The sequence below is a fragment of the Flagellimonas nanhaiensis genome, assembly GCF_003382275.1.
GTDB classification, from domain to species: domain Bacteria; phylum Bacteroidota; class Bacteroidia; order Flavobacteriales; family Flavobacteriaceae; genus Flagellimonas; species Flagellimonas nanhaiensis.
Genome location: NZ_QTJX01000002.1, coordinates 197,521 through 211,139, shown reverse-complemented (window position 1 = coordinate 211,139; position 13,619 = coordinate 197,521). Strand labels below are relative to the sequence as shown.

Here is a 13,619-nt window from a genome sequence, read left to right as displayed (position 1 = left end):
TTGATAGAAGAGCTAAAAATTAAAATTAAATGCGAGGATGGTTTTGAGCTTTTTGGAAAGTTATTTAAGCCAGAAAAGATTATATCTGCTGTGATGATTGCGCCTGCTACAGGAATAAAAAAGGAATTCTATTCGGCATTTGCTCTTTTTCTTGCAGAAAACGGTTTTGCAACTTTAACTTTTGACAACAGAGGCATTGGTGAATCTAAGGGAGATTCAATAAACTCCTCTAATGCATCCTTGGCCAACTGGGGGAAATTAGATATGACAGCGGTATTGGAATATTTAAAAAACGAGATCCCCAATACAAATTATCACCTTATCGGACATAGTGCAGGTGGGCAATTAGTCGGACTTATGAAAAATGCTACAGAGCTTAAGTCAATGTTCAACTTTGGTAGCTCATCGGGAAGTTTGCATTATTCAAAATACCCTTTCAGATTGAAATCTTCCTTTTGGTTAAATTTCTACATTCCTGTTAGTAATCTGGTTTTTGGGCATACAAAATCGCAATGGGTTGGAATGGGAGAGCCGCTCCCTAAAAATGTAGGAAAGGAATGGACTAAATGGTGTAACGGAAAAGGTTATGTGAAAGTTGATTTGGACACTAAAATTAAGGACCATCTTTACAATGAGCTAAACTTGAATTCGCTATGGATTCATGCAATGGATGATGAAATTGCCAATTATGAAAATGTCAAAGATATGATCAGGGTTTATCCCAACATTAAATCAAAAATACTGACTCTATCACCAAAAGAATATGGGTTTACAGATATAGGACATATGAAATTCTTTAGTAAGAAGAAAAAAGAGTTGTGGAATATGGCAACAAAATGGTTGAATGAGAATTAATTAACTATACGTAGCATAGGTGTAAAAAATAGACGTTCCCGCAAGACGGTATCTTATATTGGCAGCATAGCTGGCTTTTTAATAACTTGTAAAAATGGTGGAAAGTAATCATGGTCAAGGACCCTTACTAAAGATCTAATGAGAGCGACTTTTTGCATATTGTTTTTATACTTGTTTTTGATCAATTGCGATTTGAATGTCGAAAAGCAACAGTCGGATCTGGGACATGTAACTGCGGAATTGATTTCAAACGGTTTTCTCGAAAACCATATGCTATCAGACTTTGAAACAATAAGTCTGGATTCCCTTCAAGATTTTGGTGAATTAATTAAAGAAATGCAAAGTCTATCGTGTGAAGAAAAGTCAATCGGACTGGAATTCGAACAGAACGATACAATTTACAAACTTACTGGATGGACGGAATGCCCGACAAGTGGTGTGATATCTTGCTACTTTAATCGCAATACGATTATCATAAAAAATGATTCGTTGAAAAACTTATCGGAAAACTGGGATAAAATGGTTCATATCAGCAGACTAGATGAGGAAATAAAGAGCATAAGTTTGAAAGATTATAACTTCCAGCACGATAGGGACATCTTAAAACCTGCATTAATACATTTATATATTGAGGACAAATTTTCAATTTTGAAAACTAAAGAGGTTTTAAAAGAAATAACAAGACAGTTCAAAAAAATCAATTCGGAAATGGGGACGGGTTTTTTTCGCTATAATATTTTATTCGAGGAATTCAGTATGCTCGACATACCACCACCACCACCCGAAGCGAAAATAAAATAAGGAATGGTTGCAATAATGGCTATAATCCACCATCCCGACAGCAGTTTAACGGGATTATAGCCGAGTTGTACCCCCCCCCCCCCCCCCGCTCCCACAAGTTTATATCTTGTGGCACTAGCATAGCTGGTTTTTTATAATTTGTGAAACCCTGAGAAACAAAACCATGGCCGAGAACCATTATCACCAATTTGAATGAACGAGCACCTAGTTAAGGCAATTTCAAAGCACATTAAATTAAGTTCCGAAGAAGAAATTTTAATGGGGTCTTTTTGGACAGAGAAAACCCTTGTAAAAGGAGATTATCTTTTGAGAAACGGACATACTTGCCGAACTGACAACTTTGTGATCAATGGAACTTTAAAGGCCTTTTACATAAATTCTAAAACAGGAAAAGAAGAAATTCTATATTTTGCAATTGAGAATTGGTGGGCAACAGATATTGAAAGTTTTCAAAAACAAAAACCTTCTATTTACAACATTCAAGCCATTGAAAAAACCACACTACTGCAAATTCGCTACGACTCTTTTCAGGAAATGTTAAGGCAAATTCCAAAACTCGAACGCTTTTTTAGAATTATTCTCGAAAGTTATTTGGGAAGCCTACAAAGGAGAATAATCTTAAATAATGTTCTTGATGCTGAACAACGTTATTTAGATTTTGTAGAGAATTATCCAAAGATAAACAGCAAAGTTCCCAACTATTTAATTGCCTCTTATTTGGGAATAACTGCGGAATTCTTGAGCAGAATCCGAAAAAAAATGGAAGCATCTTAAACTACATCAATTTTTTTCATTTTTCCTATTCAGAACTTTGTTTCATAATCAAAATCAAAGGAAATGAACAAAGTACTTATTATCAATGCAAGTGTGAGAAACGAAAAATCGCATAGCCGAAAGTTAACACGACTTTTTGAAGAAAACTGGAGGAATAAAAATCCGAACGACACTTTTACTTTCCGAGAAGTTGGATTGGAGAAAATTCCTGCCATAGATGAAAATTGGATTGCGAGTGCGTTTGTAAGACCAGAGAATAGAACAAAAGAAAACCAGTTGGGTGTTGAGTTTAGCAATGAACTGGTCAAAGAGTTTAAGGAACATAATATTTATGTTTTGGGAACGCCAATGTACAACTGGTCAATTCCGAGCGGACTAAAATCTTACATCGACCAACTTATGAGAATTAACGAAACTTGGAAATTTCGTTCAGGTGAACCAGACGGAGATTATGTTGGACTTCTTGAAAACAAGAAAATGTTCATTCTTTCAAGCCGCGGCGACACAGGCTATGGAGAAAACGAGAAAAACGAGCATATGAATTTTCAGACTACTTATCTGAAGTTTGTATTTGGGATAATGGGGATTAAAGACATTTCAATTATCTCATTGGACAATGAGGAATTTGGCGGAGAAATATTTGAAAATTCTAAAAAGGAAGTATACGAAGAAATTGAACGTTTTTAAAAATGTTGCCGACATTGGCCACAATTCCCTCGCTCCCAAAAGATGGTATCTTGTGGTGCCTGCATAGCTGGTTTTTTAATAATTTGCAAAAGCTTTGAAAAACTAAATTATTCCCAGGATCTTTAGGCAGCATTTTGGAAAAAATTAGATTAAACATATTACCACTGGTTGTTTCGATTGTATTAGTTCTGATTTCGTTTGGAATTACATTGAATACGAATAAAATTTTCACAACCGAACATTATATCGGAATTGGTTGTTTGACAATATCTATGATTCTTTATTTTTTCAATAGAAAAGTTTACTTCTTATTTTATGCATTGACCCTAATAATCGGACTAATCGGATTTTTGGATTTTTACATAACGACCTATAAAGTCGGATTCTCGGGAATTGGAATAAATCCAATTTTTTTAGCCCTATTGATTTTGTTCTTCGCATTGAGCAAAGATTGGATGGATAAATATCTACCCGAAAAAGAAGGGTCATATGAAAGGTCTTTGAACGAGAACCTGATAAAATCCTTTGAATCAAAATTTAAGGATAAAACCATTTTTGAATTGAAGGAAATAGCCGGTGAAAACTCAAAATTTACTGATGAAGCAAAAAAGGCGGCCAAAAGAATACTAAAAAATAAAAATGTAGGGTAACTTGGCAATAATTCTCCCGCTCCCGCAAGATTGTGTCTTGTAATACCCAGCATAGCTCTTTTTTAATAGTTGTAAAAACTCTAAGAAATTGTAGCCTGGACTGTTAGCACCACTTTAAAAAGACGACAAACAAAAAATGATAATAGAATCTATAAAAGAGTTATACTATAGGGATTTAAGGAGGTTAAAACAGGAGATTGAACTGTACAAGGATGATACGACCTTGTGGAAAACTGAACGTTCAATAAAAAACTCTGGAGGTAATCTATGCCTTCATATAGTTGGGAATCTAAAAACGTACATTGGAAACGGATTGGCCCAAATAGGATATGTTAGACAAAGGGATTTAGAGTTTTCGGACAAATTCGTTGACAGAGAGGAATTGTACAAAAGGATTGATGAAACCATTCAAATTGTTGATCAAGGATTAAGTAAACTCGACGATGACCGATTAACTGAAGACTTTCCAATTATAATTTGGGAAAAGAAAACAGAAATGGCATTCACCATAATTCATTTGCATTCCCATTTAAACTACCATTTAGGGCAAATAAATTATCACCGTAGGATTTTGGAGGAAACCTAAGGACTAAATGAAAACTATTCAAACCTACATCGTGGATTCGTTCACGGATGAGCCTTTTAAAGGAAATCCCGCAGGAGTCTGTTTGCTCAATCAAGAAATAGGCGATGAGGAAATGCTTTTGATTGCCAAAGAACTTGGGTTTTCCGAAACTGTATTTGTAACCCAACTGAGCGGACAAAACCGATTTTCAATTCGTTTTTTTTCACCAAAAATGGAAATTCCTTTGTGCGGACATGCAACTTTGGCTGCTTCAAAAGTGCTTTTCAACAAAGACTCGGATATGTTAAATATTCACTTTGTGAATATTCAAAATTTGGATTTGGTCATTCAAAGGGATGGTGAACATATCATAATGGAATTCCCAATCTATGAAACTGAACATCAAATTGCACCAAATGAATTGCTTGAAGCACTCGGAATCACTGAAATAAATAATAGCGAGTACAATAAAGAGACAAACATCCTGCTCCTTGAAATAGATGACTGTAACGTCTTGAGCAAACTAAATCCCGACTTTGAAAAATTAAAAAAATCACACGATTCAATCAATGGTGTTTTGGTTACTGCTTTATCGGAAAAACCGGACTACGATTTTGAATCAAGATATTTTTGGCCTTGGAGCGGAACCAATGAAGACCCGGTAACTGGCGGAACACATACATTTTTGGCCAAATATTGGGGGCAAAGGTTACACAAGAAAAAAATGAACTCTTTTCAATGTTCCGAACGAACTGGATTTATGGAGGTTGAATTGATTGACGAACTTAAAATGACAATTAAAGGAAAAGCGCAAATCCTTTTGAAAGGAGAATTAGAAATATAAAACTGGTGCCAACATGGTGCATGTGCCATGCTTTTTCGGGATACGGTCCTGTCCCATAAATACAATCTTGCCCTGCCAGTATAGTTGGTTTTTTATAATTTGTAAAAAACTTTCCATCCAGAAATAATAGCCAAAACCATTGTGCAAATTTCCTGACTTTCAAATATTTTGCTATTTGTGTAACCTAATTTTTGAATTATAGGTCTTATCAGAAATGTTATTTTAAAATTAGGATATCCAAGAAATGATTATAGTTCAAGTATTTTTTGCAGCTCTATTGATAGGACCAATACTTTGGGGAGTTATTAACTGGACCAAATATAAAGGAGTTTCGGCTCCTAAAGGTATAGTCACATTCAACACCTTGGTCAATTCTGCCGTGCTGTATGCTTTAACATACAATCTAATTTTTTTTCTACAAGAAGTATTTCTTGTTCTGGGGAAAAAAGTACTTGGCTTGGAGTCCTACCTGTATCACAATAATCATACCTGGGAAGGAGAACATCCCATGATGTATTTGATGCAAGGCTCTGGAGCTTTGGCGATCTTCTTAATTGGCTTAATTTGTTTGGTAATATACAGCTTCATTAAAAACTCCCAAAGCATTTGGAAATTATTAGTCTTGTGGCTTGCTTTTCATGGACTCGTACAATCAATCCCACAAGTAACGGTGGCCTATTTGGCCCCAAGCACCGATGTTGGTGAAGCGCTTGTGGGGTATTTAAATTTGAGTCAGCCTCTTCTTATAGCTCTAGCGTTAATATGCATTTTCACTACACCGATGCTCAATATTATGTTTAGCAGACTTCTTTTAGAATTTGCCCCAAAGGATGTTGATTTAAATAACCCTAAAGCAAGATTCAGATATATTCGGTTTATAGCGGTAGGGGCTGCTTTGGTTGGTGGTTTACTAATTGTGCCGTTTAGGGTGCCTCCCATACGTCAGGCAATTACTCCATTTATTGTTTTCGTTTATTCAATTCCGTGGATATGGTCTTCGGTTAATGTAACCAAACATGTAAAACATACTCCAAATAGAATTGATGAAAAAATATATTGGGCTCCCATAGCACTTCTGATTCTCCTGTTAATTTTCTTTCAATTGGTTTTAGCACCTGGGGTGGAGTTTTAATAAATACAGCTAACAGCAATGTGGATAAGAATAGGTGGATTAGTCACATGTTCATGAGTTGTAGCCTTTTAGAATTCTTATAGTTAATACGCTAAAAACTTGCAATTACCGCTCTCGTAAATTTGCATCTTAAGGTACTGGCATAGTTCTTTTTTTAATAATTTGTAAAAAATCTTTCTGGATTACAACCAAGACCTCGTTGTTCCATATAAATAGATGCTAGATAATGAAGTATTTGAGTTTTATATTGCTATTGTTTCTTGCATGGGGATGTAATAACTCTGAAGAAAACATCTCCGAGGATGCATTTATGGAGCTAATGGAAAATGTAGCAGAAGGTTGGTCTACCCAGAACACAGAAAGAGCACTTATCAGTTTTGATGAGGATGCAATATATATGGAGCCTCCAAATATTCAATACTATAGAGGGCACAAACAATTACGGCCTTACTTTGATGAATTGGACGGTATTTACAAAATGGAATTCCATAATCTTTGGTTCAATAGAAGTACACAGTCAGGCGCGGCTGAATATACGTTTAGCTACGGAAAAGATACTTCAGATGTTGGAGTTGTAGTGGTTGAACTTAAAAATGGCAAAATCAAATTTTGGCGTGAATACCAACGCAAAGGTCCAACTGATTTTGATAAATTCTTGCAGATTGAAAACAAGGAGTGGGAATGGCATATAGGGAATTACCCTGAGCCTAAGGATTCTATAATTGAAAAATAAAAAATCAGAATACGACAATGACCATAATTCATCTATTTGCGGCGTTAAATACTGATATACCGGCCTTGCTAATAGCAATTTTATCATTGGGTTACGCATTTTACACTGACAGAAAAGTTAAGCGTCAGGAATTGAGACTTCAATTTGCTGAAGCCCTGCAGGAGTTGTCAGGTCTCAATGCTGTCTTGTTATATGAAGTCATGAACTCAAAAACCATTTTGCATCCAATACGGAGTTTGATAGAAAAAAAGGAAACAACAACAGCAGTCGATATCAATGAATTAAAGCGTTCTGTTGAGCAACATGAGGATGCAACTAACAAATTGGAGGAGGTGGCTGAAACAAACAATACTTTAGTTAAAAAGGCTTGGGGTCTCCAGAAGCCCAATATTGAAATGATAGTGGGAATAAGAAAAGCAATTTCGTTAACGGATAAACAAATTCAAACCCAAGAACACTACAATAGAAAGATTGCAGAATTAAAAGAAGTTTTTCAGGAGTATTTGTAGCCCATAGTTTCGCATTAAGCAAATGGACCAAACTGCTATCGCATATGAAAAGAACAAGAAAATTGGCAGACCGGCTTAGGGAAACAATACTCAACGGTACTTGGGTGGCCAACACCAATTACAGGGATCAACTGGATAATTTGGATTGGAAAATTGCCACTATGGAGTTCAAATCGCTAAATACAATCTCACTATTGGCTCACCATGTCCATTACTATATTGCAGGAATTAAAAATGTATTTGAAGGAGGTAATCTTGAAATAAGGGACAAATACAGTTTTCAGTTTGCCAAAATACAATCACAGAACGAATGGGAAATTTTTCTGACCAAATTTTGGGAGGATGCTGAAAGTCTGGCCAAGTTAATTGAGCAACTACCTGATGAAAAGCTCGATCAAAGTTTTGTGGATGAAAAATATGGTACGTATCAAAGAAATATAGATGGTTTGATAGAACACAGTTACTACCATCTTGGACAAATTGTATTGCTGAAAAAGATGCTAATGCCAAACAATTAAATACCCAAACCTTGAAAAATCGGTTCTTGTTGTTCTACCCAGCATAGCTGTTTTTTAGATGATTTGAGAAAATTTTCCCATATTTAAGATTAATGGGCCATACCGCCCATATTCTCAGCTTAGGCTAAAGCACACAAAAAATGAAAATCCTGACCAAAGGAGAATATTACGGTAAACAAAATTCCGAAACCACCTATTCGGGAGTACTGTTGTCGCAATATTCTTATGTTGGCCCCCAGACTGATTGGCATTACCATGAAAACCCATATTTTATGTATGTGCTGCAAGGGAATATGATGGATTGCAACAAGAAGGTCAAGACCCTGTGTCCATCAGGTAGTTTAATGTTCAACAATTGGCAGGAGCCCCATTATGGTTCTAAACACTCTACCCATGCTGGTGGTTTCCATCTGGAATTTGAAAAGAGCTGGCTGGAGCAAAATGAAATATCGTTAAATCTACTTGAAGGTAGCCAACTCATTCAACATCCACAGGTACATTTTCTATTTGCAAAACTGTATCGCGAGTTCTTGCTTGAAGATGAATTCAGTAAAGTGTCTGTTGAGGTCTTGTTGGTTCAGATTTGTGAAACTTTGAGTCAGCTTAGATCTACGCAGACCCAAAAGTATCCCAAATGGGTGGATGAGTTAAAAGAGCTATTGCATTATGACAGTTCGGATTTAAGCTTGGCTTATTTATCTGAGCAGTTAAAGGTGCATCCCGTACACATCTCAAGAGCTGCATCAAAATACCTTTCCATGGGCCTAGGAGAGTATATAAGGCAAAATAAGCTTAAAAACACCCTTCCACTCTTATTGGACCCTTCCAATTCCTTGACAGAGATTGCGTATCAAGCAGGATTTTCGGACCAAAGCCATTTTAACCGCGTTTTTAGATCCCATTTTAATATGAATCCCAGTTCCTACAGAAAAAGGATGAAGAAAGACGAGAAATGTTAATCTCATACAATTTCTACGAATCAACACACGGTAGTTTTGTAGCTAAAATCTTTTAAAACATGCTTAAATACTTAAGAATTTTGGTATTGCTATGTCTTTCAACGGTAGTGGGTTATGCCCAGAATAACAAACAAGACTATCAGGGAGAATGGGTAGGTTTTCTTCCGAATAAAAGCAGCTTCAATTTTCAGGTATCCATAGCAAAGTTGGAAGGTGACAATTACCATCTGACCATTGCCAATGATAAGATCATTATCGATGAGAATGTAGTTTCATCCAGTTCCGACCGTATACGTTTTGCAATAAATCAACAGCTGTTTTTCAATCTACAGTATGAACCAAACGGACAAGAACTTAGCGGATTTATTAAAACTGGAAGGTTTTTGTATCATATTAGCTTGCAGAAAACGGAGAATAACACATTTACCGGAGCTTGGAATGCATTTATGGTAGACAGTGGGCTGCAGTCTGATGATATCCTTCTTTATATAGAAAATACAGAAGAAGGCAATTATGTTGCCTATCCATTTTTTGGTGATCAAAGGTTTAGGGGTACTTGGACCGAAGGGTTTACAAGAAAAGGGGACACTTTGTTTTTCCGCGATGGCAATACGGGCCTAAATTTTCGTGCAAACCTCTTGGAAAAGGCAATTGAGCTCGAGATTTTGTTGACCGATGTTTTAATAACCAAAACCAAGTTGACCCATACCACTGAGGGCTGGGAATACAAGACGGATACTGTAGATCAGTCCCAAAACGCAGGCACTCCTCCCCAATTGGCTGATGGTTGGGCCACGGCAAACATCAGCGACTATGGAATTGATAAAGACAATCTGCTCCGACTTATTGAAAGCGTTCATGCCAATACATTGGTAAACACACATAGTGTGTTGATAGCTAAGGAAAACAAACTGGTTTTTGAGAGTTATTTTGGGGGATTCAATGCCGATATCCCACATGATCTGCGGTCTGCTTCAAAGAGTATTTCATCGGCTATAATAGGCGTTGCAATTGATGACAAGATCATTGAAAGCGTTGAAGAAAAGTTATACGACTTCATTCCTGAGACCTACCAATACACAAAAGACAGCCTAAAATCTAAAATTCGCATCAAGGATTTATTGACCATGAGCTCTGGATTGGATGTAAACAATTTAGCAGCCGAAAACTATTATCAAGATCCAGAAAGGAATTCAAAAAGCTGGCTTCAAGCCGTATTAGAGGCCCCTATGGTAAATGATCCAGGAACCTATGCCGATTATGGGTCAGCCAATCCCTTTTTACTTGGAGTATGTTTAAATGAGCGATTGAGCAAGCCTGTTGAAATTTACATGGATGAAAAACTTTTTGCGCCCTTGGGGATTACCAATTACATTAACCAAACAGATAACACAGAGATAACGCCCTACTTTGGGGGAGGAATGCTTTTAACCCCTAGAGATCTGCTCAAATTTGGGCAACTATACCTCAATAAAGGAAAATGGCAAGGAAAACAAATTATTTCCGAAGATTGGGTTTTGGAATCGACAATGAAACATGTGCGGTTACAGAATGTAAAAGACAAAAACGAATATGGCTACCAATGGTGGCATGATACCTATTTGGTCAACGGAAGAGCCATAGAATCCATTGAAGCTAGAGGCGCTGGCGGACAGTTTATTTTTATACTTCCAAAACTGGATGCCGTAGTGGTAATAACCTCTGGAAATTTCAGAAATGGAAAGGGAAATCAATCAAGAGATATTTTAAAAGAGTACATACTTCCTGCAATACTAAATTAAACTCCTGCGCATAGTTCTATACACAACTAATCGCCCCCTCTCATAATTTCATAGTTCAGAAGTTGACCGGCATAGCTGTTTATTTGGGGCAGTCTGGAAAATCTCGTAAATTGAGGAGAAATAGATTTAGAATCTATTTTTTCGATCACGGCAACAAGCAAATACAAAACTAAAGGTCAAACAAATGGACAAGAAATGGATATTGTTAGTAGCAGTACTGATTTTCATCATGTTCACTTTTCTCTTTTTGAGACTGGGGAGTACTTTTTTTAAAAAAGAATACGGTACAAAAATGAAGAATCATTGGCCCATCAGATTTTCTAATTGGCAAGCGGCAATATTCTATGGTGTTGTACTAACAGCCATGTCGATGTTTCTCTTGAAATGGACAAACGTTTTGACTTTCTAGAAGCCCCTGGCTGCCCATGTGGGATTGTACCCTTCGGTACTGTACGAATGATTAGGTTTTAGGTGATTAGTAAAAAACATCCATAAAAAAGAGGTAGGTTATAAGACCTCCATTCTTTATGCTGATGTGAATCAATCAAACAAATAAACTATGAAAACCGAACAAAATTGGCCAGTTTTAGATTTTTCAGAACTGCAGGATACTCTTGAGACGCTTCATCAGTGGATTCAGATAGTGGGCAAGATAAGACTAAGGACTATGCCTTGGCAGAATCACTCTTGGCATACAGCATTGTATGTAAGCGCGCATGGATACTCCACACACGGCATTCCATATGAAGGAAGGATTTTTCAAATCGATTTTGATTTTGAACATCATAAACTGTTTATTGAATGTACGCATGAAGAAACGTTGAGCATTGACCTTAGGCCAATGACGGTAGCCGATTTTTATGATGAGCTTTTCCAAAAGTTGGAAAGCATGGGCATAAAAGTGAAGATTCATGGAAGCCCAAATGAAATGGAACCCGCCATTCCTTTCAAGGAAAATACCATTAATCGATCGTATGATCCAGTGATTGCCAATCGTGTTTGGCAAGCTATGTTAAAGGCAAACGGTGTTTTTAATAGATTCAGGAGTGAATTTATTGGCAAGTGTAGTCCAGTCCATTTGTTCTGGGGGGCATTTGACTTGGCGGTCACCCGATTTTCAGGAAATCCGGCTCCGCTTCACCAAGGAGGTATGCCCAACATGCCATTGGAGGTGATGCAAGAAGCCTATTCGCAAGAGGTCAGTAGTGCGGGTTTTTGGCCTGGGTCAAAAGACTTCCCCGTACCGGTCTTCTATGCCTATGCCTATCCAAGTGATGCTAGCTTTGGAGTGCAAAAGGTATTGCCCAAAGAGGCTTTTTATAATCCTGAAATGGGAGAGTTTTTCTTAAAATATGAAGACGTGCAGAGCTCCAAAGACCCTGAAACGGCATTGTACGAGTTTTTACAATCGACTTATGATGCTGCTGTCAATACGTCTAAATGGGATCGTGCCAAACTGGAGAAAAAATGAAGGAGTGCGTTCCGCAAGATGGCATATTTAGATAATGCTCAGCATAGCTTTTTTTGCGGTCCTGAAGTCCCGAAAATCGAAAGGAAAAAATACTAGAAAATGGAAAATCCAGTAGTCGAAACCCAAATGTTGATCAGAAAACCTATTGAAACCGTTTTTCAGGCATTTATCGATCCAAAGATTACCACCAATTTTTGGTTCACAAAATCAAGCGGAAAACTTGAAAAAGGCAAAATGGTAACCTGGGAATGGGAAATGTACGGTGTTTCAGCAGAAGTATTCGTGAAAAATATTGTCAAGAACAAAAAAATCTCAACAGAATGGGGTGACCCAACCACAACCGTTGACTATGAGTTTACGGCATTGGCAGATGATACCACTTATGTGGTAATAAGAAATTATGGGTTTACCGAAGAGGGAGATGAATTGATTCAGGCAATCAGGGACAACACAGGAGGGTTTACAACAGTTTTAGATGGATTGAAGGCTTATTTGGAGCATAATATCAAGCTAAATTTAGTACTTGATAAATTCCCAAATAAATATAATTCAATACCCCAGGCTTAAACACATAAAAATGGAATTACGGGATTTGGTAAGACAATGGTTTAAAAAATGGGAAAATGGCGATTATCTGAACTTGCCAATTGCTGAAAATTTTAAACATACCAGTCCATTTGGAACAATTCACGGAAAGAAAGCATACCTTGATCTGGTCAAAGAAAATGAAGATAAATTCCTTGGGCAGACCTTTGACATACACGATGAAGTTTACGGGGAGGACAAAGCCTGTGTACGGTATACTGCAAAGCAGGGAAAGGATTTTTCTTTGGACGTAAGTGAATGGTACTATGTAAAGGATGATCTGATCGAAGCAATCATTGCCCATTATCACATAGGTGACATACGGAAGGAGAGACAAATAGAAAACTATAAGGACCAGTAGAAATGAAAGGTTAAATAGAACAATTTGCCCGTTTATATTTAAATGGCCCATATTGTTGTTCTGCAAGTAGTTATAAAAAAGATTGAGGTCATGAAACAATATAAATTTTGTCAGAGCTGTGGGTTTCCGTTAAAAAAAGATGAAAAAGGAGGCGGTACGGAAAAAGATGGTTCAATCAGTAAAAAGTACTGCTCCATGTGTTATGAAAATGGGAAATTCCTTACCCCACCTGAAATTGACACTGCAAAGAAAATGCAACAGTTTTGTATTCAAGAGATGAAAAAAGATGGGATTAACCCATTTTTTGCTTGGATCGCAACCCGTGCAATTCCCAAACTGGAAAGATGGAAGGCAAATGAACAGAGGCTGGGCTAAAAATTTGCCCAACCTCGTA

17 protein-coding genes are annotated in these 13,619 nt (G+C 37.0%); all 17 read left to right on the top strand.

Annotated features, from left to right (window positions below):
- The 17 genes from DX873_RS08390 to DX873_RS08305 all read left to right on the top strand — a co-directional run bounded on the left by DX873_RS08390 (nucleotide 1) and on the right by DX873_RS08305 (nucleotide 13,600).
- Entirely contained in the window at nucleotides 1-855 is an 855-nt protein-coding gene (locus tag DX873_RS08390; protein WP_198412972.1) for an alpha/beta hydrolase family protein, read from the top strand.
- A gap of 270 nt (nucleotides 856-1,125) precedes the next feature.
- The gene (locus tag DX873_RS08385; protein WP_147296631.1) at nucleotides 1,126-1,656 is read left to right on the top strand and encodes a hypothetical protein; all 531 of its coding nucleotides are present in this window, start codon (nucleotides 1,126-1,128) and stop codon (nucleotides 1,654-1,656) included.
- 192 nt (nucleotides 1,657-1,848) lie between these two features.
- Nucleotides 1,849-2,430, top strand: coding sequence for a Crp/Fnr family transcriptional regulator (locus tag DX873_RS08380; RefSeq protein WP_116184009.1), 582 nt, complete (start codon nucleotides 1,849-1,851; stop codon nucleotides 2,428-2,430).
- A 63-nt stretch (nucleotides 2,431-2,493) separates the two neighbouring features.
- The gene (locus DX873_RS08375; protein WP_116184008.1) at nucleotides 2,494-3,117 is read left to right on the top strand and encodes an FMN-dependent NADH-azoreductase; all 624 of its coding nucleotides are present in this window, start codon (nucleotides 2,494-2,496) and stop codon (nucleotides 3,115-3,117) included.
- A 350-nt stretch (nucleotides 3,118-3,467) separates the two neighbouring features.
- A complete protein-coding gene (locus DX873_RS08370) occupies nucleotides 3,468-3,767 on the top strand; it encodes a hypothetical protein (protein WP_232520882.1) in 300 nt (99 codons plus the stop codon).
- A gap of 136 nt (nucleotides 3,768-3,903) precedes the next feature.
- Nucleotides 3,904-4,353 (top strand): DUF1572 family protein, encoded by a 450-nt coding sequence (locus DX873_RS08365; protein ID WP_116184006.1) that lies wholly within the window; start codon nucleotides 3,904-3,906, stop codon nucleotides 4,351-4,353.
- A gap of 7 nt (nucleotides 4,354-4,360) precedes the next feature.
- On the top strand, nucleotides 4,361-5,176 hold the full coding sequence (locus tag DX873_RS08360; protein ID WP_116184005.1) for a PhzF family phenazine biosynthesis protein: 816 nt from the start codon (nucleotides 4,361-4,363) through the stop codon (nucleotides 5,174-5,176).
- Between the two features lie 364 nt (nucleotides 5,177-5,540).
- Nucleotides 5,541-6,308 (top strand): hypothetical protein, encoded by a 768-nt coding sequence (locus tag DX873_RS08355; RefSeq protein WP_147296630.1) that lies wholly within the window; start codon nucleotides 5,541-5,543, stop codon nucleotides 6,306-6,308.
- 226 nt (nucleotides 6,309-6,534) lie between these two features.
- Nucleotides 6,535-7,041, top strand: coding sequence for a nuclear transport factor 2 family protein (locus tag DX873_RS08350; RefSeq protein ID WP_147296629.1), 507 nt, complete (start codon nucleotides 6,535-6,537; stop codon nucleotides 7,039-7,041).
- 17 nt (nucleotides 7,042-7,058) lie between these two features.
- The gene (locus tag DX873_RS08345; RefSeq protein WP_116184002.1) at nucleotides 7,059-7,550 is read left to right on the top strand and encodes a hypothetical protein; all 492 of its coding nucleotides are present in this window, start codon (nucleotides 7,059-7,061) and stop codon (nucleotides 7,548-7,550) included.
- Between the two features lie 44 nt (nucleotides 7,551-7,594).
- Entirely contained in the window at nucleotides 7,595-8,068 is a 474-nt protein-coding gene (locus tag DX873_RS08340) for a DUF1572 family protein (protein ID WP_116184001.1), read from the top strand.
- A gap of 140 nt (nucleotides 8,069-8,208) precedes the next feature.
- Nucleotides 8,209-9,027: a helix-turn-helix domain-containing protein gene (locus DX873_RS08335; RefSeq protein WP_116184000.1), complete on the top strand. Its 819-nt coding sequence runs from the start codon at nucleotides 8,209-8,211 to the stop codon at nucleotides 9,025-9,027.
- A gap of 59 nt (nucleotides 9,028-9,086) precedes the next feature.
- A complete protein-coding gene (locus DX873_RS08330) occupies nucleotides 9,087-10,808 on the top strand; it encodes a serine hydrolase domain-containing protein (protein WP_116183999.1) in 1,722 nt (573 codons plus the stop codon).
- Between the two features lie 559 nt (nucleotides 10,809-11,367).
- Complete coding sequence (locus DX873_RS08320) at nucleotides 11,368-12,279, top strand: DUF5996 family protein (protein WP_116183997.1); 912 nt, start codon at nucleotides 11,368-11,370, stop codon at nucleotides 12,277-12,279.
- A gap of 99 nt (nucleotides 12,280-12,378) precedes the next feature.
- A complete protein-coding gene (locus DX873_RS08315; RefSeq protein WP_116183996.1) occupies nucleotides 12,379-12,846 on the top strand; it encodes an SRPBCC family protein in 468 nt (155 codons plus the stop codon).
- Nucleotides 12,847-12,856: 10 nt separating this feature from the next.
- The gene (locus DX873_RS08310; protein WP_147296628.1) at nucleotides 12,857-13,225 is read left to right on the top strand and encodes a nuclear transport factor 2 family protein; all 369 of its coding nucleotides are present in this window, start codon (nucleotides 12,857-12,859) and stop codon (nucleotides 13,223-13,225) included.
- A 90-nt stretch (nucleotides 13,226-13,315) separates the two neighbouring features.
- Entirely contained in the window at nucleotides 13,316-13,600 is a 285-nt protein-coding gene (locus DX873_RS08305) for a zinc ribbon domain-containing protein (protein WP_116184841.1), read from the top strand.
- Nucleotides 13,601-13,619: the final 19 nt, after the last annotated feature.

Coding starts and splice junctions, on each gene's coding strand:
- DX873_RS08385 (WP_147296631.1), top strand. CDS start 1,126: ATGCTATCAGACTTTGAAACAATAAGTCTGGATTCCCTTCAAGATTTT.
- DX873_RS08380 (WP_116184009.1), top strand. CDS start 1,849: ATGAACGAGCACCTAGTTAAGGCAATTTCAAAGCACATTAAATTAAGT.
- DX873_RS08375 (WP_116184008.1), top strand. CDS start 2,494: ATGAACAAAGTACTTATTATCAATGCAAGTGTGAGAAACGAAAAATCG.
- DX873_RS08365 (WP_116184006.1), top strand. CDS start 3,904: ATGATAATAGAATCTATAAAAGAGTTATACTATAGGGATTTAAGGAGG.
- DX873_RS08360 (WP_116184005.1), top strand. CDS start 4,361: ATGAAAACTATTCAAACCTACATCGTGGATTCGTTCACGGATGAGCCT.
- DX873_RS08350 (WP_147296629.1), top strand. CDS start 6,535: ATGAAGTATTTGAGTTTTATATTGCTATTGTTTCTTGCATGGGGATGT.
- DX873_RS08345 (WP_116184002.1), top strand. CDS start 7,059: ATGACCATAATTCATCTATTTGCGGCGTTAAATACTGATATACCGGCC.
- DX873_RS08340 (WP_116184001.1), top strand. CDS start 7,595: ATGAAAAGAACAAGAAAATTGGCAGACCGGCTTAGGGAAACAATACTC.
- DX873_RS08335 (WP_116184000.1), top strand. CDS start 8,209: ATGAAAATCCTGACCAAAGGAGAATATTACGGTAAACAAAATTCCGAA.
- DX873_RS08330 (WP_116183999.1), top strand. CDS start 9,087: ATGCTTAAATACTTAAGAATTTTGGTATTGCTATGTCTTTCAACGGTA.
- DX873_RS08320 (WP_116183997.1), top strand. CDS start 11,368: ATGAAAACCGAACAAAATTGGCCAGTTTTAGATTTTTCAGAACTGCAG.
- DX873_RS08315 (WP_116183996.1), top strand. CDS start 12,379: ATGGAAAATCCAGTAGTCGAAACCCAAATGTTGATCAGAAAACCTATT.
- DX873_RS08310 (WP_147296628.1), top strand. CDS start 12,857: ATGGAATTACGGGATTTGGTAAGACAATGGTTTAAAAAATGGGAAAAT.
- DX873_RS08305 (WP_116184841.1), top strand. CDS start 13,316: ATGAAACAATATAAATTTTGTCAGAGCTGTGGGTTTCCGTTAAAAAAA.